Raw genomic sequence first — 17,374 nt, 5'->3', positions numbered from 1 at the left:
TTGCTTCGCGCTGCAAAGGCGGGGCTCGTCCCCGCCGGCGGAAATTAGCCGGACGCGGCCATTGCCTGTCCGGCCAGTTTGTGGGCCGCTCGCCCTCTCAGAAGGCCAAGGTCGCCGGCCTCTCCGCACACGGACAAGGGGTCTGCATGACCCCACGACATCGCGCCGGTCTGATCGCCGGGGCTCGATCACAATGGCTCAACTGCTGAGGAAGCGGCCTGCATCGTCGGGGTGGAGCTGGTCCTTCAGCAACGCAATGAGAGCACCGAGGCCGTCATCGCGCAGATCGTTGTTGAAGTCGCCTCCGCGAGGTGCGAGCCCGACCGCATCGATCCCAGCCGCCGTAGCAGTGGCGATCAACTTGTCCCGCGCGCGGTTTCCGGCCGGGTCTCGATCACGGACGACATAGAGCCGGCGCAGTCCCGGCGGGAACTGGATGGCCGCGAGGTGTGCCGCAGATAGCGCGGCGATCATCGGCATCTGGGGCAGGCCCGAGCGGACCGACAGCACCGTCTCAATGCCTTCGCCGGCCGCCATCACCGCGCCCGACCGTCCGAACCGGACACCGTTGCCGAGAAGGTCGCCCATCGCCCGGCGTGGTGTTTCGACAGCCGCCTTTCCAGCGCCGTCCGTGGCGAGCCAGGTGCGATGCGCTCCGGTCACCACGTCGGCGAGGTCGGTGACGGAGGCGATCATCGCCGGCAACGCCTGGGTGACGCGAGACCCTCTGGATCGGTAGTAGCAGCCGGGATGGAAGTGCAGGCTTCCGAGATCGTGCAGCGCCGTGATGCCGCGATTGCGCAGATAGATTTCCGCAATTGTCCCGCGGATGGGCTGCGAGATGGCAACCAGCCGGCGCGCGGCTTCGCGCGATCGTGGCGGTGCCGGCTTCCGATGGAGATCAATCCCATCCGGCGGATCGGGGTCTGGCAGCGCCAGAAAGCGGCGGGCTTCGGCTGCGATGGCGCGGAAGTCGGACCGTCCGATCGACGCGCCGATCACATCGAGCAGATCGCCATAGGCGTCGGGAACGGCTGCGTCGGTCCAGTTCCCGGCTGCGCCCCTGCCGCTGTCCGGGCCGGTGAGGCGCACATACATTGAGCGGCCGGGCGTGTTGTTGATGTCGCCGACCAGCCAGTAGTGGCCCTCGCGGCGACCGTTGGAGAGATATTGGCGGCAGACCGCCTCGGCCCTCCGGCCGAGACGGATTGCCAGCTCCGAGGCGTCGTGCCGGGACATTACGCCGCCTCCCGCTCGCCGATGCGCTCGACCGACCAGCGGTCGAGGATACGGCCGAGCACCGCGACGCCGGACGCATCGGTCGGCACGAACATCCTGAGCTTCCACGAGATGATCTCGTGAAAAAGCCCGTAGGCCGTCAGCCGCTCGCGCATCGTGTCGGTAAAGCCCGACAGCTCGATTCGGTGTGCGCCCATGACGCGGACGCGGCGAAGCTGAAGGCCCTCTGTGAGATCGAGTACTGTGCGACCGTCCATGAGCGCCGTGAAGGCGTCATCGGGCGTGAGCGCCGTCGTCCCGGTCGCGGTGGCCTGCGCGACCCAGGCCGGCGATACGCGCCGGCCGATGACGCGCTCGCCAGCGTCGGTCTGGAGCCGATAGACGCGGGTGGACTCGTTCGGCAGCCGCTTCCAGATCGGCAGCAGTAGGCCCGTCACCATGTGCAGGGTGCCGTCGTAGAACTCCGGCACCTCCGCGACCTCGGCGTTCCAGGTCGAGGCGAAGACGTCGCGCTCGGCTTCGACCCAACGGGTCTCGCCCAGGAGACGGGTGGGAATGTTCTGTTTTTCCATCGGCCGGATCAGCCGGACGCGCCGCTCGATCTCGCCATCGTCGAGCATGACGCTGGTGGTCGGAACCTGCACGGCCGCGCGGCTCGATTGCTCGTTGACGAGGAGCTTCGCGCGCGGGTCGGCCAGCTCGGCCAGGGCGGCCTCGAGCGTCACCGGCCAGTTGCGCCTCCGCTCCGTGATCGTCAGCAGACGGGTTTCGGCGCCAGTCCGGGGATGGGTGTAGATCGTCTGCCGATCGGTGACGACGAAGCTCTCCGCGCGCAGCGTTTCGAGCCCGGCGTCGTAGGTGCCGGAAGCGATGGCGCCCTCGATGCGGGCTGTCAGGAGCTGCTCGAACACCGCAAAGAGGATGCCCTGAAGCTCGATCGTCAGGGCCAGCAGACGGTTGAGAAACGTTGTGATCGGCGGAAGTTCATCCTTGATGCCGTTCTCGTCCATCAGTTTCAGGCCGGTGGCGGCCTCGAAGCGTTCGAGCGAGCAGCCTTCGACCTTGCCGCGCACGAGCAGGAGATAGAGCTGGCGCAAGGCATCCCGCGCATAGTGCGATTCAAGATTGTCCTCGGGCCGGAACAGCCCTTGGCCGCCGGTCTGGCGCTGGCCGCGCGTGATCGCGCCCAGCGTGTCGAGCCGCCGCGCAATGGTGCTGAGAAAGCGCCTCTCCGCCTTCACATTGGTCGAGATCGGCCGGAACAGCGGCGGTTGCTTCTGGTTGGTGCGATGCGTCCGGCCGAGCCCCTGAATGGCGGTGTCGGCCCGCCAGCCGGCTTCGAGCAGATAGTGGACGCGCAGTCGCGTGTTCTTCGCCGACAGTTCGGCATGGTAGGACCGGCCGGTGCCGCCCGCGTCGCTGAACACCAGCGCCCGTTTGGCGTCGTCCATGAACGCCTGGGTCTCGGCGAGGTTGGCCGAGGCCGCTCGGTTCTCGACCACCAACCGATCGACGGTGACGCCGTGGCCGACCTTGCGGACGATACGCCGGGACCGGCCCGTGACTTCGGCCACGGTGTCGGTGCCGAAATGCTGGACGAGCTGGTCGAGCGCGCCGGGGACTGGCGGCAGGCTGGCGAGCTTGGCGATAAGCCCGTCGCGCCGGGCCACCGCCTGGCGGCACTCGACTGGCTGGCCCGCGCGCGATACGGGCCGCGACGACAGGTTGCCCTCGGAATCGGTGAACGGCTCGTAGAGCTGCACCGGGAAGGAATGGGCAAGATAGTCGAGCACATATTCCCTTGGGGTAATGTCGACGCGGACGTCGTTCCATTCCTCGGTGGGCAATTCCGCCAGCCGGCGTTCCATCAGTGCCTCGCCGGTGGAAACGATCTGGATGACGGCTGCGTGGCCTTCCTCCAGATCGCGGGCGATCGAGCGGATCAACGTCGGGGTTTTCATCGACGTGAGCAGATGGCCGAAAAACCTCTGCTTGGCGGATTCGAAGGCGCTGCGCGCCGCCGACTTCGCCTGCCGGTTCAGGGTGCCGGACGAGCCGGTGATATTCGACGCCTCCATCGCTGCATCCAGATTGTTATGGATGATGGCGAACGCCCCGGCATAGGCGTCGTAGATGCGGGTCTGCTCGGACGTCAGTTCGTGTTCGACCAGCTCGTATTCGACGCCGGCGAACGAGAGCGAACGGGCGGTGTAGAGGCCGAGCGCGCGTAGGTCTCGCGCGAGAACTTCCATGGCCGCGACGCCACCGCCCTCGATCGCCTCGACAAACTCGGCGCGTGTCCCGAACGGGAAATCCTCGCCGCCCCAGAGGCCAAGACGCTGGGCATAGGCGAGATTATGCACCGTGGTCGCGCCGGTGGCCGACACATAGACGATACGAGCCTGGGGCAGCGCATGTTGCAGACGAAGGCCGGCCCGACCCTGCTGGGACGGGGCGACGTCTCCGCGTTCGCCCTTGCCGCCGGCCGCGTTGGCCATCGCATGCGCCTCGTCGAAAATGATCACTCCGTCAAACTTCGGACCCAACCATTGGACGATCTGCTCGACCCTGGAAACCCTCTCTCCGCGCGCGTCGGAGCGCAGCGTGGCATAGGTCAGAAAAAGGACACCCTCATCGAGCGTGATCGGCTGGCCCTGCGGGAATCGCGATAGCGGAAAGATCAGCAGACGCTCCATTCCGAGCGCCCCCCAATCGCGCTGGGCATCCTCCAGCAGCTTGTCGGACTTCGAGATCCAGACCGCCTTGCGCCGGCCCTGCATCCAGTTGTCGAGGATGATGGCGGCAGATTCCCGGCCCTTCCCGACGCCGGTGCCATCGCCGATCATGAATCCTTGGCGGAACAGGAGGGCGTCCACGGCGTCCTCCGGCGCGGCCGAGACAACGTCGAGCGTGTCGTCCACCGTCCAGGCGCCGGGGATGTGGTCCGAGTGGGCCTCGCCCGCATAAATGACGGTCTCAAGCTGCGCGTCCGATAGGAGCATGTGGACGTTCTTTGGCAGATGCGGCCGATAGCTCGGCTTTGGCGGCGCGACGCTCGCCATGGCCGCGGACTGGACGAGCTTGGTCGGATGGGCCTGGGCGCCGGGAATGCGGAGGACCTGAAGGCCGTAGTCCTCGTAGATCGCGTCGCCGATGTGGCCGCCCTCGGCGGCCTGCCAATCATGGGTTTCGTAATGGAGGGGTGCCGCCTCCGGCGTGGCGGGCGGAACAGGGCGCGCGATCCGCGCGGTCCGGTTGAGATAGCCGCGCACGGTGCGGGGCGCGGACGCGGCCGGCGACGCGGCAGACAGGAAGGGCAATTCGACCGCGAGCCGGGGCGGAACCTGTTCGGCGATCCATCCCATCAGTGTGGCGACGTCTTGCGCCACGCCTGGAACGCCAGGGAAGATCGCCGGATCGTCGGCCGGCAGCCTGTCGATGATCGTGAGCCGTGTGTCGATCGTCGTGCCGTGCTTGGCATAAACGGACCCGTCGATCGCCGATGTGAAGACGACGCGACCGCGTTCCTGCAGACGGGTGAAGGCCGAGGTCCAGGCCGGATTGTCTGGCGCGAAGCTGGCGCCGGTGATCGTCACCAGCCGGCCGCCGGGCGCAAGGCGCGCGAGCGCCGAGGCGATATGGCGAAACGTGGCTTCGGCCATGCGGCCTTCGACATTCGCCATCACGGAAAATGGCGGATTCATGAGCACGACGGACGGAACCATGGCCGGATCGAGATGATCGTCGATCTGGGCCGCGTCGAAGCGGGTGATGGTCAGGGCCGGAAAGAGGGAGGAGAGCAGCCCGGCGCGCATCTCGGCCAGCTCGTTGAGAACGAGCGCGCCACCGGCGATCTCGGCCAGAATGGCGAGGAGGCCGGTCCCCGCTGAGGGTTCGAGCACACGGTCGGTCGGGGTGATGGCGGCGGCGGTCACTGCGGCCAGGCCGAGCGGGATCGGGGTTGAGAACTGCTGGAAGGTCTGCGCTTCCTCGGAGCGGCGGGTATGCGTCGGCAGCAGCCCGGCGATCCTGACCAACAGCGGCAGGCTGTCGGCCGGGGAGCCGGCTTTACGCAACAGCGCCTTCCCGTATCTCCGGATGAACAGGACGGTCGCCGCCTCGCACGCCTCGTATGCGGATTTCCAGGTCCATGCGCCGGTCGCGTCGGAGGCGCCGAAGGCGGACTCCATCGCGGCGCGCAACGTGGCGGCATCTACACGTTGGCCGCGTTCGAGATGGGGAAGCAGCAGGCCGGCCGCGTCGAACACGCAGGCGGCAACATCGGTTTCGGCGGCGAGCGAGAGCGACGCGGTGGCGGATGCCGCCGCGGATGCGGAAGTCATGGTCATGGTGGGAACCTCGGGAGAGCGGAACGGGATAGAACCCGCATGGCGCTCTCTCTCGACCGCACAGGTTCAAACCCTTCCCCGGCCTTCCTCTCCCTCTCAGACGGTGAACTGGTTGGCGTGACAACAGCGCCCCGCCGGAAGGCTGGGCGCTTGCCTCAGTCATAGGGGTTGCCTCCGTCCAGCACGGTGGCAAGCCAACCATCGGTGTAAAGCCAATCGACGGTTTTGCCCGTGGCGAGATCAAGGACGTGCAGGCCCCCTCCGAAAGCATTGATGCGCGGCCGCGAACAGGTGTTGGCGTATTGGAAGCCCCACAACCCCTTGAGGCCAAACTCGGCGGCGCAGCGCTTGACGAACTGGATGACATGCTCGGGATCGCCGGTGACGTCATCGCGCATCCAGAGCGTGGTTCCGCCATGCTCGGGCTGGATCGAAAGGACAAACCCGTCCGATGGTGGATCTTCGGCGGCATTTTCCGCCGAGAGTGCGTTGTAGAGGTCGAGAGCGCGAGCGGCGTTGTCGGGAGTGCCTACATCGAGCACGCAAGAGAAATGGGTAAAGAATTCGGCCATGTCGGTTTCCTGAAACGAGAAGCCCCGGCGCGAGGGCCGGGGCGGTTTGTGGGAAGACGGGATCGGGGTCAGTGCAGGGTCAGGCTGACGCCGCGCTGCGCCTGGGCGTGGCATCGCAGCATCTCTCGGTAGAACTTCCGGCGAAGGAGCCGGCGGCATGGATCGCGCCGCACCCAGGCAGGCAAACGCTTCACCGCCGCGCGGAGAACGACGCGTTCGGTGTCCAGCACCGTGACGGGGAGATCGGAATAGATGGCGCGCATCATGGCCCTTCTCCTGATGGAGAGACGTCGTCCGCCGTTCCACCATCGTCCGTGGGCTCTTCCGGGTCGCGCGCATCCGCCAAGATCGCGTCGCCGCGCGCCACGGCGGAGGCGGCTCGCTCTATCCATTCGTCGGACGATGGCCGGCCGGCCCTGACGTCATCGAGCAGCATTTTGAGAAGGCCATGCAGGACCTCGAATTGTCTCGCCCTGCGCTGAATGGATTCCTCGAAATGCGAGGGGATGAGAACCGGCGGGGCGGATCGGCTTGCCTCGGCGCCTTTCCAGATTCCCGTGACGAAGGTTTCTCCTGCACACTCGCGATCAAGCGTCATGCCTCTCCAGTCCTTATCCTCGACGGCCTGACGGCAAGCTCCCGCAACCGTGTCGTCGCGATAGGTGCGATGCCGGTAGGACGGCAGAAAGCGGGTGGTCTCGATGGTGTAAACGGGCATGACGGCCTCCTGAAACGAGAAAGCCCGGCGCGAGGCCGGGCAGGATTTGGGGGATTGCGACGCCGGTAGCGTCAGAGACGGAAATGCCTCGCCAGCCGCTGGGCATCGGCATGGTGGCGTAGCATGTCGCGGTAGAACTGCTTGCGTGCATCCCGCTTGGCGGGATCGCAGCGGGCGGTTCGGGCGAGCCTGCCGCGCGCGGCGCGGATGACGGTGCGGTCGCTGTCCCACACGAAGATGTCGAGGCGCAGATAGGTGGCATACATGCGCGCCTCCTAGACGTTGATGCGCTCGCACAGGGCGTCGATCTGGGTGAGATCGAGGCCGGCGTGCGTGTCGTCATTCGTGACGATGCTCTTGAGCGCCTGGTCGATGTCACCGCGCGCAACGGCGAGCTGAAGGAGCCGCAGGCCCGTCAGCACGGCGTCGCGTTCCTGGGCGGTGACGTCGATGGTCAGGAATGCTTCGACGGTCTCGCCCTCTTCGAGCAGGCGAACTCCGTGATACTCGTCGATCTCGTAGTCGTCGAACTCCTGCACATGGCCGGTGGCGAACCATTCGCCATCGTAGTGGACGCTCTCGGCGAGCTTTCGTGCCTCTTCGGGCGTGTCGGCCTCGAGGACGGTTTCGTAGTAGGCGAAGGCGTCGTGGCCAGCGCTGACGACAAATTTCGGCATGGGAAACTCCGTGGGTTAAACGCCCGGAACGCGGCCGGGCCGAGGGGCGGACGTCGGTTGGGTGATCACGCGGCCTGCGGCAGCCGCAGAAGCTCGGTGGCGGTCTCGCGCCAGATGGGATCGACCAGCCGGGCCTCGTGCAGTCCGGCGCAATAGCGAAACTCGCGGGCCGATACGTGCTCACCGCGGTCGGCGGCGGCGAAGGCGCGGCCGCGCAGCCGGCTGGCGTCGGTCACGACGCGGCGTGCCTCGGCGTCGGAGAAAACCGGCTGTTGCCAGACGATGGTTCCGGCCCGGATCGCACCGGCCAAGACCAGGCCGTGTTCGCGGTCAAGGATGACGGCGAAGCGGGGCGAAAAGCGCAGCGCCTCGTCGGCGCCGATGCGGATGTCGCCGCGCGAGACGCGCTGGCTGGCGACGCACATGGCGTCCTCGGGCGTCGGGCCTTCGCCGATAACGACGGTGCGGTCGAAGCTGTCGGCTTCCTCGGAGCCGTCATAGCTGGCGACGCCGATGCAGGTGACGCGGAGCGGGAGCCTTGCGGCGCGATGCAGGTCCGGCATCACCTGGCGCGCGAGAACATCGCCGATCGTCGTGAAGGTGGTCTGGGGGTTACGGTTCATTGGAGAAACTCCTGCGACGGGCGGCGGAAGCCTCTCTCCCGCCTTCCAACCCCTCACGGCCAAACCGGCCCCTCTCTCACTCTCGCCGTCAGCAACCGCGGCACAGCGGGCATGAAAAAAGCGTCCTGCCGCGCGGCAGGACGCTTTGTGCCAGTCAGTCGATGGCCGCGAAGATCGCGGACGATTCGGGATGTCCGTCCGAATAGGCAAAGAGGCGCTGGTAGCCGGCCGCCAGGTGGTTCGACTCGAACTTGAATGAAAGATGCGACAAGACGAACAGCGTGGCGATGATGCCGGCGGCCTCTGCGGAGACCTCGCCACGGAACTCCGTCAGCGCGCTTTCGATCCGGAAGCGTCGATCGGTGTCGGGTGCGAGGAACAGCGGTTTGCCGTCGCGCTCGTAGAAACTCCAGAAGCCGCCGCCATAGTCATAGGGGCTGAGGCGCTCCATGATCGTATAGACCGTGTTTTCGGCGACGATCAGGAACTGAAGTCCGAACAGGGCTGGCAGGAACTTCTCGCGGCGGTCGTCGGGAACGATGGTCGCGGGCCTGCGGGTGGTGAGGTCGATTGTCATGAGTCTGGTCTCCAGAGTGATTGAAGGACAGGCCCGGACGGCGCTCTGTCTTCGCCCGCCCGAACCTGCCCCGGTCCGTCAGCCCTCTTTCTCTCAGACCCTCGGGACGAAGCCGTTCGGGTCGTCGGGATCGGGCGGGAGGTAGGCGTCGTAGGGATTGCCGTCCGCCAGGTGGCCAAAGGGCGTCATGACGAAATCGCCGTCGTCCGCGCGGCTGACCGCGCAAATGACATAGCGATGCTCGCCGGTCGCGGCATCGAGGCACTCCATAAGTGCGAGATTGCCGTCGCCGGCCGCGCGCAGGAGCGTTTTGAAATTGGTGCGGGCGTGATCGGGAATGGCCATGGTGATCTCCTGAAACAGGATGGCCCGCCGTCGTGCGACTGCGGGCCGGGTCAATGTGAAGTCGGGTGATCAGGCGGCGCGGCCTTCGACGGCATCCGCACCCACCTCATCGGCCGTGACTTCATCGAGCCGGGCCCGCGTATATCCAGATTTCGCCAGCCAGAGTTCGGCCGCCTCGCGGTTGTCGGCGAGGTGCAGCAACTCGACGTTGTCGCCGACATTCTGGACGACGCGGACCTGACCCACCTTCGGGCGCTCGACCACGCGAAACTGGAGATCGCTGTCGATTCCGTAGGTGTGCATCACCGTGACCAGGATGATGCCGCCCGCGCTGAAGTCGCCCTCGCGCAGCGTGAAGCAAGGCGGGGACGAATAGGTCGGCCGTTCGCGGCCGGGCTCCTTGCGCACAAGGCGGCCGACGCCGTTGCGGCGCTCCCAGGCGGCGAGCTTCTTGGTGAAGCGGGTGGGTGGCTTTGGGGCGCCGTCCGAATAGGTGACCAGCGAGCCCAGTGGCGCGCAGTCGAATATGAGGGATGCTGACATGGAAGGTGTCTCCTGAAACGAAAACGGCCCGGCGGGATGCCGGGCCGTGTGGTGGAAGAGGAAGAGAGACAGGGCGGCGGGTGCCGCCCCGTCGGTGCGCGTCATTCGGCGGCGACAAGGGCCTCCGGATCGCCGTCACTTTCGGTCGCGGCGACTTCGCCGTCGCCGGCGAGGAAGTCGGGCAGCGCGACATCAGGCTCGTCCGCGTCGGCCGCAGCCTCGTCGGCCGGCTCCTCGCTGAAGAGGCGCAGGGGTTCCGGGAGCCAGCCGGTATTGGCAAGCCGCTCCTCGGCCTCGGACGCCATCGCCATCTTGTCCTTCTTCTGAAGGTCGAGAAGATTGGCGGTGCTCTCGCCAACGCCTTCGGCGATGGCTTCGAGGATGCGCTTCTTCGTCACGCGACCGAAATAGTTCGCGACGGTGGGCCGGAACCCGGCTTCCGCCATGTCTAGATCGGTCACGCGGGCGAGGCGATCGGTTTCCGCCATGCGAGCCTGGAGCTGCTTTTCGGAGATGCCGCTGGCGCTCAGGGGATTGGGCCTCTCGTAAAGCGCGTTGATCCCGAGGGAAACGCAATGGGCGAGCAGCGCCAATCTGCCATCACCGTCAAGAGCGTCGAGCCAATCCCACAGCGCGTCGTCGTCGGTCGGGACCTGGGCCTTCCATGCGGCGTGCCGCTCGTCCACGGCCTTGGCGTAGGGCGTGGTCTTGAGGTCGGTTCCCTGATTGCTGCAATAGACCTCGTGAACCGAGACTTGAACGCTCGCGCCGCGCGTGGACCGCCTGAATGTGTCACGAACCAGCTTGTGCAGCACCGCCGTCATGGCGACGTGCGGATTGCTACCCACTGCGTTGCGCAGCGCGATGGTGCGATGCGCGGACAGCTCGATCACCAGCTTCTCGGGGAGAGGCTTGATGACGTCCACTTCCTCGTCGGGCTCAACCGGCTGGCCGTTGACGGTGACGACGGTGTGCTGCGCGTCGGCCGCCATATCGTCATCGCCGTCGATGCCGACCTCCGGCTCGACGCCTTCGGTGTCCTCTCCATCGACGGTCTCCACCGGCTCGTCCTCGGGACGCACCCAGCCGCGATCGACGACAAGCTCGCCGTCCTCGTCGACGGTGACGAAGGCGCCGCCGATGGCGATGTCGGCCGGATCGAAGACGGTCGGGCGACGCTCGAAGGCTTCGAGCTGCTTTTCGATCTCGCCAAGGCGCCGATCGATTTCTTCGGGCAGCTCCTGATCGGCAGGATACTTGGCCTCAAGGCGCTCCTGCTCGTCGCGCAGCTTTTCGCGCTGGCGACGCTCCTTCGCGGACATTTCAGCGGGCGTGCCGACGATCCCGCGCAGGTCGTGGTCATAGCCATAGGGAAGGTCGAGGTCGGCTTCGACCCACTTCCAGCCCTCGGTGGCCACCTCGTCGGCGGCGGCCTTCAGCTTCTCGGCAACCAGACGGTCGAGGAGCGACACGTCTTCGAGCCAGCCCTCCTCGTCATCGTCGAAGAGGTAGCGTGGCAGGACCGGCCCGCCCGCTGCCAGGTAGGCGTCGAGGCCGACGAAGACCGCGCGTTTGTCGGACGCGGGAACCTCGGTCTCGGTGAGCATCTCCCGGATTTGCCAGGGCTCCTTGTGGTGGGACTGCCGGACGGCGTCCCATACTTGTTCTTGCCGCTCGTGATCCGGGTGCGCGGTAAACGCCTCCAGCGTCTTGAGCGTCATGCCGTTTTCGGCATAGACCTCATGCAGCTTGGGCGAGACCTTGGCGAGCACCAGGCGCTGCTCGACATAGCGCGTCGTCGTGAAGTAGGCGCTGGCGACCTCCTCATGGGTCATACCGCCATCGACCATGCGCTTGAACGCCTTGAACTGGTCGAGGGGATGGAGCGCCAGCCGGAACGTGTTCTCGGCGAGCGAGTCGTCGACGGCGGAGGTCTTGGCGTTAGCCTTCTTGACGATGCAGGGGATCAGGCCATCCTCCGGGAAGCGGCCGGCCGCGACCAGACGTGCGATCGCACGATAGCGGCGGCCGCCCGCCGGTGTCTCGAAATCGCCGGTCTCGTTGCCGTCGGCGTCGAGGACAGCGCGGACGTTGATGCCCTGGATCAGATCCTCGCGGCGATCGATGTCGAAGGTAAGCTCGTCGAGGCCAGCTTCGACGTCGACCTCGCGCACATTGTCGTTCGACAGATGGATGCGGTTGAAGGGAATGTCGCGCGCCCGCGAGAACTCGATCAGTTCGAGGGCGGGCTTCTTCTTGGCAGCTCGGGCCATGGTGGTTTCTCCGTGACGGGCGCCGAGAGCCACTCTCTCGACCGTAAACCCGTCACGAAAACCCCATTCCCTCTCTCCCTCTAACCTTCCGCGGCCGGCACCGCGTCAGCGGCCGAAGCGCTGGCACGGCCGCTCTTCATTGACGCCATATTTCCGGCGCAGCGCGACGATGGCCGCCTCCTGTCGCTCGATCCTGCGCCGCAGCCGGTCGAGGTCCGGCCCGACCGCAACGAGCAGATCATCGAGGACACACAGATACGCGGCCTCGTCCGCGCCGGTCCACCGGCTCATGCGGCGGTTATAGTGGCGTGCCTTCGGCCTCTGCTGGATCGTCATGGCCTCGGCGCGGTCGCGAACGGCGCGTTCGGCGAGGGCGAGGTTGTGGCGGGCATCGGCGAGGGTCTGCTCCATGCGCGCGAGAGCGGCGCTCAGGGCGTCGCGGGTCATCATGATGATCTCCATGTCGATGGGAAGCCGGGCCGCCAGCCGGGCGCGGCGATGGTTGTGGGAAGAGCAATGAGGCAGTCAGGGGTCGGAGGCATCGTCGCCGTCGCGGAAGCGCGGCGGTATCTCGTCCTCCGGCCCTTGCCAGAGGGATACGATCGCCGCGCCAGATCGTGACGAAGCCGCCGCCCTTTGGCGCGGGCTTCGGCGGCGCGGCCTCGAAGTTGCGGCAACTGAAGTTCCCCGCCGTGCCTGCGAAGGCGGGTATCTCGGAATTGCCGAGCAGCACGCGGTCGCAAGTGCCGGTCGGGCGCTTCACGCGGCGGCGGGAGAGGCCGAGCCGGAAGAACTCGTAGTCGCGTTCGAGGTTTTCCGGCGGCGGCGTCCAGTGGCGGCAGTCGCGGCAGCGGCCCGGCCTGTCGGGCGTGGGATCGTCGAGCGGCGGCCCGCCATTGTGGCGGAGCGGAGGCGGGCGGTCAGCCATGACGCACTGCCTTCGCCGGCGCTGCAAGCACGGCGCGGAAGGTGGTCGGCAGGAACACGTTCTCGGGCGAGTCGGCGAACATCGGTGCGATCTGGTTCGGGCGATAGCCGGCCAGGCCACATCCGATCGGCGTGACCTCGAAACGCAGGTCCGGCCGACGACGCGCGTAGCCGAGGAAGTCGGCGACATAGCCGCGGATCACCTCAAGCGGGAGGACGCGCAGATGGCGATCCTTCGTCGGGATCGCATAGGAATTGCCCTGCGGACCGACGCCGCGGCCGTAGATCGCGCCACGGTGCTGGCACGCCCACAGCCCCGCGCCCTTGCCGTGGCGGCCGGCGAGGTTGGAGCCGAAGACGAAGACGGGTGGGGTGGAGATCGGGACAGACATGGAAAGCTCCTGGCTGTTGCCGCTCGCCGTGAGCGGTAGGGCTCCGAGGGACCGCCGCAATCCCGGACGTCACCGAAGCGGTCGCCTGCGGGCGGCTTGCGATGGGGAACGGCAAGGCCGTTGACTTTGCGGGGGCTGCGACGGCACGCGGGGAGAACACCGCCTATGGCGAGCGGCGGCGGCCAAGAGCAGTCGTGATCGTCACGCCGCCCTCCCGCTCGTGACCCGTCCGGGCCGTGCCGCCCGCCGGACTACAACCGGCCGCGTGTCGGCCGCCTGTGCGATGCGCTCGATGGTGGCCAGGTCCGTGTCGGAGCACTCGCCCGTCACTTCGATCTCGACGAAATGGCCGCCGCTGCCGACCTTGGAGTCCCGCAGGCGATGATTGGACGAGGTGTAGAAGCTCTCGTGCCGCTCGATGAGACGGACGCGCGAGCGCAGGAAGAGGATGCCGGAGCCGAGATTGCCGCAGAACAGCAGTTCGTCCGCCTCCGTGGTCTTAGGCCCGCCGCCGACCTTGCGCTGGCCGATCTGGCGGAAAGCGGTATCGAAGCTCGACGGGTCCGGCGTCATCCGCGCCTTCAGCTCCGCATGGAACGTCCACGGCGGCCGGTGCGGATCGACGCGGCCGAGGTCGATCTGGTGAAGCAGGTCTGCGAAATAGCCCGGATCGGCCGGATAGGGGCAGGTCCGCCAGATCTCGCGCACCGTGCGCCGCAGCGCGTCGGGCAACGCGAAGAGACGGGCTCGGGCCTTGCGCCAGGAGGACGCCCGCATCCGGCGACGCTCATGCTCGGCCTCGTCCCACCAGACAGCGCGACGGGCCATTTCCTCGTCGACGCCGTGCTGCCCGGCTGCGATCTGGTCGGCGAAGAGGGGCAGCGCCTCGCGTTCGAGGCGCTGCTTGCGGAGGAACGCCGCGCGCTTGCGCGACGTGTCATTGTAGGGTTCGGGCCTGTGCCAGCGGCGGAAGCGCATCACGAGCCCTCCCGCGCCGCGCGGCGGGCTCGATAGAGGATGCGTTCCGCCGCACGGATGCTGCCGGCCTCGATGGCGGCTTCGGCCCAGACCGAGAGCGGATAGTCGCCCGTAAACAGGATGTCGCGCTCGATGCCCATGCCCCAGGGAAGGCGCACCGAGGTCATCTCCGCGAGCGAGAACGACCCGACTTCGGGTTCCCCGAAATCGGCGAGGCCGTAGAGCAGATCGCCGCCTTCATCCAGCTCGGTCGCCAGCCAGACGCCTTCGCCGAGTGGGTTGAAGAGTTTCACCACCGGCACATGGTCGGCGCCGTGGTCGTGGCCATTGGCCAGAAGCTGCGCGCGCAGCTCGTCGGTCAGGAGGATCATGCCGCCCTCCTGTCGATCTCGACCGCGCCCATGTCGGCGTCGCCGCTGTCATCGGCCTCGGCGCTTTCCGGCAGGAAGCCGAGCAGCCAGTCAGCCGCCTTGCTGGCGAGACTGGCGGCCCGCACGATGGCGCGGTTGTCCTCGCGCAGCACCTCGAGCCAGGAGCCGATATAGTCGGCATGGCGCACCGTGGGCGTGATGCCGAGTGAGGCGCAGCAGAACGCCGCGTTCAATTCAGCGACCAACTCCTCGAAGGCGTATTTCTTCGTGCCGAAGCCGCCCGAGAGGTCACGGTCGAGCCGGGAGGCATGGCCCGTCGCGTGCCCCAGCTCGTGCAGGGCGGTGCGGTGCCAGTTGATGGGCTCGAAATAGGCTAGCGGCGGCGGGACCTGAACATAGTCGAGCGCCGGGACGTAGAAGGCCCGGTTGCCGCCGATGCGCAGGTCGATGTCCGTTGCCGTTATCAGTGCCTCGACCCTGGGCTCGATCAGACCAGGAGGCGGCGGCGGTGCCGCGGCCATGACGTCGTCAGGCATGCCCTCGCATTGGGCTGCGTTGAAGACGCTGTAGCGCTTGAGGAACGGGATCGCCTGCGGGTCTTCGCCGACCTCTGCGGCCCGGGTCTTCTCGCCGTCGGGGACGAACTTGTTGGCATAGACGATCGTTGTGCCGCGCTCGCCCTTCATCACGTTGCCGCCGAGCGACCCGGCCTGCTTGTAGGTCAGCCAGCTTTGGCAGGGGTAGCCGTGCTGGACCACTGCGCCCCAAAGCAGCAGCACATTGATGCCCGAATAGTGCCGGTTGGTCGCAGCGTTCTTCGGCATGGCGAGCGGGGCGGCGGTGCTGCCCCAGGGCTGGACCCATGGAAGCTTTCCGGCCTCCAGCTCGGCGATGATCTTGTCGGTGATGTCGTCGTATAGGCTTGGCCGGTCGTTGCCGGGGCGTTGGGATTTCCTGGCCATCGGGATCGGTCTCCGCGACGGGCCTCGGGAGCCTCTCTCCCGATCCTCAACCCGTCACGGCCAACCCGGCCATCCTCTTACTCTCGCTGCGCCGGCCGAGCCGGCGCAAGGTGGCGCCTCGACGGGTGCGATCAATAAGACAGCGCACAGGGCCGCGCGGCCCAACGTGCGTTGCGGTGTGTATCGAAATCAGGGTCGATTTCGCGGCAGAGACGATCGCCTTCCCTGCGCACCGTCGAGTCTATGCCGGCGATGCGCAGCGCCTTGGCGAGACCCTCGCAATACTTGTCGACGATCAGCGCGGCCAGGTCCGGCGTCTCGGCCCCGCGCTCGACATCGTGCTTCCGAGACTGCGCGTAGGATCGCAAGTCGGCGAGCACCTGATACTCGATCGCGTCGAGCAGGTGCGGCCAAATCGTTCCCGGTGGGAGATCCTTGAGCACATCCATTTACACAGCTTCTCCTTGAACAAGTATCTGTGTGTCAAAAGCCGATGCGTGGCGGATTGCGGCTCGCGGCGGCTAGCCTCTCGCGTCAGGGATCGAAGCCCGCCAGGGTGAAGACCCGCGTAGCGGTGCTTCGGCGCCAGCCGAGAGCCCGGCCCGGAGGGCGACGCCCGGCCTCGAAGTTCCCAGATTTTCGCGATAGACCTGCACAATGTGCAATGCCTACGAGCAACACGTCAAATGGGTCGAGTACGTCAAGATGATGCAGGCGTTGGAATTGAACGTTCCGACGCAGCAAACCGAACTCGACCTCCCGTTTGTCGACGACATTCGGATAAATCAGATGGGGCCTGTCATGCGGGCAGCCGAGAACGAGGATGAAGTCGAGTTGGTGCCGTTGAACTTCGACCTGCCGTCCGACCGGCCGAAGCGCGGTCCGGTCTTCAACTTTCGCTCGGAAGGGCGCGACTTCTCCAAGACGAGACGCTGTCTGATTCCTGCATCGGTTTCTTTCGAGTTTACCGGCACGAAGTACCCGAAAACCAAGCATCGATTCACGCTGAACGGCGCACCCTTCATGGCCATTGCCGGAATCTGGCGCGAGGCAAAGGGCAATCACCCGATGGCCTTCGCCATGTTCACCACCGATCCCGGCCCGGACATCGCGCCGTACCACGACCGCCAAGTCGTAGTGCTATGGCCCGAGGACTGGCAGCCTGGATTTGGCTGACCAAGCCGGAGGCGGAGTTGCTGCGGCCGTTGGAGGCAGGTTCGCTTGCCGTGCAGACCGTGCGCAAGGGTGCAGCCTGAACTTTTTTCCCTTCGGCTTGAATCGACCGGGCGTTCGTGTCAAATTGCAACTACCGCGACGCAGCAATGCGGGCGCTCCACCCTCACCTAAGCGGTGAGGGGCGGCAACGCAGGGAGTACCGGTTCTTCCGGTCGCCCTGTACGTCTTGGGATCGCTTGTTGATGCTGTCGCCGCCTTCGGTGACGCCGGACCTAAGTCCGGTAAGCGGAAGGAGGATGCGCACGGAGCTATCCAACAACTCCTTGGCACCTCGGATCGTCAACCACGTGTTGCGGTCGGAAAAGCTGCGTGCTGTCGGCCGCCAGCCAAGGAGTATGTAAATGTCTTCCAGTTCAGAGATGAAGAAGGTTCGTCGCACGCTCGAGCGTGACGGGTTCACTGCGGTCAAGACTCGCGGCGGCCACTGGCGCTTCGAGCACCCGCAGATGCGTGGCCCGGTTTTCGCGGCCGACACGCCTTCAGACCGTCGTGGCATCAAGAACCTGATGTCGGAGCTTCGGCGCAAGCTGCGCGCCGCCAACGACAACCAGGGCATCTGATGCCAAGGGCCGCCCATTCGGTGGGCGGCCCC

At 66.5% G+C, this 17,374-nt stretch carries 20 protein-coding genes; 2 read left to right on the top strand and 18 right to left on the bottom strand.

Annotated features, from left to right (window positions below; all coding sequences use genetic code 11):
• Positions 1-198 precede the first annotated feature (198 nt).
• From ACQ6S1_RS08760 to ACQ6S1_RS08675, 18 genes are all read right to left on the bottom strand, one after another.
• Positions 199-1,239, bottom strand: a complete 1,041-nt coding sequence (locus tag ACQ6S1_RS08760; protein WP_445040793.1) for a DUF7146 domain-containing protein — start codon at positions 1,237-1,239, stop codon at positions 199-201.
• Positions 1,239-5,588, bottom strand: a complete 4,350-nt coding sequence (locus ACQ6S1_RS08755) for a strawberry notch-like NTP hydrolase domain-containing protein (RefSeq protein ID WP_445040792.1) — start codon at positions 5,586-5,588, stop codon at positions 1,239-1,241. The genes ACQ6S1_RS08760 and ACQ6S1_RS08755 overlap by 1 nt, the downstream gene beginning before the upstream one ends.
• Positions 5,589-5,743: 155 nt before the next feature.
• On the bottom strand, positions 5,744-6,160 hold the full coding sequence (locus tag ACQ6S1_RS08750) for a hypothetical protein (protein ID WP_445040791.1): 417 nt from the start codon (positions 6,158-6,160) through the stop codon (positions 5,744-5,746).
• Positions 6,161-6,228: 68 nt separating this feature from the next.
• Positions 6,229-6,426, bottom strand: coding sequence for a hypothetical protein (locus tag ACQ6S1_RS08745; RefSeq protein ID WP_445040790.1), 198 nt, complete (start codon positions 6,424-6,426; stop codon positions 6,229-6,231).
• The gene (locus ACQ6S1_RS08740) at positions 6,423-6,878 is read right to left on the bottom strand and encodes a hypothetical protein (protein WP_445040789.1); all 456 of its coding nucleotides are present in this window, start codon (positions 6,876-6,878) and stop codon (positions 6,423-6,425) included. Before ACQ6S1_RS08740 ends, ACQ6S1_RS08745 begins: the two co-directional genes overlap by 4 nt.
• A 71-nt stretch (positions 6,879-6,949) precedes the next feature.
• On the bottom strand, positions 6,950-7,144 hold the full coding sequence (locus tag ACQ6S1_RS08735) for a hypothetical protein (protein WP_011583132.1): 195 nt from the start codon (positions 7,142-7,144) through the stop codon (positions 6,950-6,952).
• 9 nt (positions 7,145-7,153) lie between these two features.
• Positions 7,154-7,555: a hypothetical protein gene (locus ACQ6S1_RS08730; RefSeq protein WP_445040788.1), complete on the bottom strand. Its 402-nt coding sequence runs from the start codon at positions 7,553-7,555 to the stop codon at positions 7,154-7,156.
• A 65-nt stretch (positions 7,556-7,620) separates the two neighbouring features.
• Positions 7,621-8,178 carry a hypothetical protein gene (locus ACQ6S1_RS08725; RefSeq protein WP_445040787.1) on the bottom strand — a complete coding sequence of 186 codons (558 nt, stop codon included), beginning with the start codon at positions 8,176-8,178 and terminating at the stop codon, positions 7,621-7,623.
• Positions 8,179-8,332: 154 nt separating this feature from the next.
• Positions 8,333-8,755: an antirestriction protein gene (locus ACQ6S1_RS08720; protein WP_445040786.1), complete on the bottom strand. Its 423-nt coding sequence runs from the start codon at positions 8,753-8,755 to the stop codon at positions 8,333-8,335.
• Between the two features lie 93 nt (positions 8,756-8,848).
• Positions 8,849-9,100 (bottom strand): DUF6117 family protein, encoded by a 252-nt coding sequence (locus ACQ6S1_RS08715; RefSeq protein WP_011583129.1) that lies wholly within the window; start codon positions 9,098-9,100, stop codon positions 8,849-8,851.
• Positions 9,101-9,169: 69 nt separating this feature from the next.
• A complete protein-coding gene (locus tag ACQ6S1_RS08710) occupies positions 9,170-9,643 on the bottom strand; it encodes a UCP036055 family protein (protein WP_445040785.1) in 474 nt (157 codons plus the stop codon).
• A gap of 101 nt (positions 9,644-9,744) precedes the next feature.
• Positions 9,745-11,916: a ParB/RepB/Spo0J family partition protein gene (locus ACQ6S1_RS08705; RefSeq protein WP_445040784.1), complete on the bottom strand. Its 2,172-nt coding sequence runs from the start codon at positions 11,914-11,916 to the stop codon at positions 9,745-9,747.
• Between the two features lie 105 nt (positions 11,917-12,021).
• Positions 12,022-12,366, bottom strand: coding sequence for a hypothetical protein (locus ACQ6S1_RS08700; protein ID WP_445040783.1), 345 nt, complete (start codon positions 12,364-12,366; stop codon positions 12,022-12,024).
• Positions 12,367-12,836: 470 nt separating this feature from the next.
• A complete protein-coding gene (locus ACQ6S1_RS08695; RefSeq protein ID WP_445040782.1) occupies positions 12,837-13,235 on the bottom strand; it encodes an A1S_2505 family phage non-structural protein in 399 nt (132 codons plus the stop codon).
• Between the two features lie 201 nt (positions 13,236-13,436).
• The gene (locus ACQ6S1_RS08690) at positions 13,437-14,213 is read right to left on the bottom strand and encodes a hypothetical protein (protein WP_445040781.1); all 777 of its coding nucleotides are present in this window, start codon (positions 14,211-14,213) and stop codon (positions 13,437-13,439) included.
• Positions 14,213-14,584, bottom strand: a complete 372-nt coding sequence (locus ACQ6S1_RS08685; RefSeq protein ID WP_445040780.1) for a DUF2958 domain-containing protein — start codon at positions 14,582-14,584, stop codon at positions 14,213-14,215. The genes ACQ6S1_RS08690 and ACQ6S1_RS08685 overlap by 1 nt, the downstream gene beginning before the upstream one ends.
• The gene (locus tag ACQ6S1_RS08680) at positions 14,581-15,546 is read right to left on the bottom strand and encodes an ArdC family protein (RefSeq protein WP_445040779.1); all 966 of its coding nucleotides are present in this window, start codon (positions 15,544-15,546) and stop codon (positions 14,581-14,583) included. Before ACQ6S1_RS08680 ends, ACQ6S1_RS08685 begins: the two co-directional genes overlap by 4 nt.
• Positions 15,547-15,677: 131 nt before the next feature.
• Complete coding sequence (locus ACQ6S1_RS08675) at positions 15,678-15,995, bottom strand: hypothetical protein (RefSeq protein WP_445040778.1); 318 nt, start codon at positions 15,993-15,995, stop codon at positions 15,678-15,680.
• Between the two features lie 208 nt (positions 15,996-16,203).
• Here ACQ6S1_RS08675 and ACQ6S1_RS08670 point away from each other — a divergent pair, with 208 nt between their 5' ends.
• Together ACQ6S1_RS08670 and ACQ6S1_RS08665 are read left to right on the top strand one after the other, a co-directional pair.
• A complete protein-coding gene (locus tag ACQ6S1_RS08670; protein ID WP_445040777.1) occupies positions 16,204-16,722 on the top strand; it encodes an SOS response-associated peptidase family protein in 519 nt (172 codons plus the stop codon).
• Positions 16,723-17,123: 401 nt separating this feature from the next.
• On the top strand, positions 17,124-17,342 hold the full coding sequence (locus ACQ6S1_RS08665; RefSeq protein WP_445040776.1) for a type II toxin-antitoxin system HicA family toxin: 219 nt from the start codon (positions 17,124-17,126) through the stop codon (positions 17,340-17,342).
• Positions 17,343-17,374 lie beyond the last annotated feature (32 nt).

This window comes from Terrihabitans aquatilis (assembly GCF_052542005.1).
The sequence above is the reverse complement of the archived record's forward strand: the minus strand, read 5'-3'. Positions and strand labels throughout refer to the sequence as shown.

Coding starts and splice junctions, on each gene's coding strand:
- ACQ6S1_RS08750 (WP_445040791.1), bottom strand. CDS start 6,160: ATGGCCGAATTCTTTACCCATTTCTCTTGCGTGCTCGATGTAGGCACT.
- ACQ6S1_RS08760 (WP_445040793.1), bottom strand. CDS start 1,239: ATGTCCCGGCACGACGCCTCGGAGCTGGCAATCCGTCTCGGCCGGAGG.
- ACQ6S1_RS08675 (WP_445040778.1), bottom strand. CDS start 15,995: ATGGATGTGCTCAAGGATCTCCCACCGGGAACGATTTGGCCGCACCTG.
- ACQ6S1_RS08705 (WP_445040784.1), bottom strand. CDS start 11,916: ATGGCCCGAGCTGCCAAGAAGAAGCCCGCCCTCGAACTGATCGAGTTC.
- ACQ6S1_RS08670 (WP_445040777.1), top strand. CDS start 16,204: ATGTGCAATGCCTACGAGCAACACGTCAAATGGGTCGAGTACGTCAAG.
- ACQ6S1_RS08755 (WP_445040792.1), bottom strand. CDS start 5,588: ATGACCATGACTTCCGCATCCGCGGCGGCATCCGCCACCGCGTCGCTC.
- ACQ6S1_RS08715 (WP_011583129.1), bottom strand. CDS start 9,100: ATGGCCATTCCCGATCACGCCCGCACCAATTTCAAAACGCTCCTGCGC.
- ACQ6S1_RS08720 (WP_445040786.1), bottom strand. CDS start 8,755: ATGACAATCGACCTCACCACCCGCAGGCCCGCGACCATCGTTCCCGAC.
- ACQ6S1_RS08695 (WP_445040782.1), bottom strand. CDS start 13,235: ATGTCTGTCCCGATCTCCACCCCACCCGTCTTCGTCTTCGGCTCCAAC.
- ACQ6S1_RS08740 (WP_445040789.1), bottom strand. CDS start 6,878: ATGCCCGTTTACACCATCGAGACCACCCGCTTTCTGCCGTCCTACCGG.
- ACQ6S1_RS08710 (WP_445040785.1), bottom strand. CDS start 9,643: ATGTCAGCATCCCTCATATTCGACTGCGCGCCACTGGGCTCGCTGGTC.
- ACQ6S1_RS08725 (WP_445040787.1), bottom strand. CDS start 8,178: ATGAACCGTAACCCCCAGACCACCTTCACGACGATCGGCGATGTTCTC.
- ACQ6S1_RS08735 (WP_011583132.1), bottom strand. CDS start 7,144: ATGTATGCCACCTATCTGCGCCTCGACATCTTCGTGTGGGACAGCGAC.
- ACQ6S1_RS08685 (WP_445040780.1), bottom strand. CDS start 14,584: ATGATCCTCCTGACCGACGAGCTGCGCGCGCAGCTTCTGGCCAATGGC.
- ACQ6S1_RS08665 (WP_445040776.1), top strand. CDS start 17,124: ATGTCTTCCAGTTCAGAGATGAAGAAGGTTCGTCGCACGCTCGAGCGT.
- ACQ6S1_RS08690 (WP_445040781.1), bottom strand. CDS start 14,213: ATGCGCTTCCGCCGCTGGCACAGGCCCGAACCCTACAATGACACGTCG.
- ACQ6S1_RS08745 (WP_445040790.1), bottom strand. CDS start 6,426: ATGATGCGCGCCATCTATTCCGATCTCCCCGTCACGGTGCTGGACACC.
- ACQ6S1_RS08730 (WP_445040788.1), bottom strand. CDS start 7,555: ATGCCGAAATTTGTCGTCAGCGCTGGCCACGACGCCTTCGCCTACTAC.
- ACQ6S1_RS08680 (WP_445040779.1), bottom strand. CDS start 15,546: ATGGCCAGGAAATCCCAACGCCCCGGCAACGACCGGCCAAGCCTATAC.
- ACQ6S1_RS08700 (WP_445040783.1), bottom strand. CDS start 12,366: ATGATGACCCGCGACGCCCTGAGCGCCGCTCTCGCGCGCATGGAGCAG.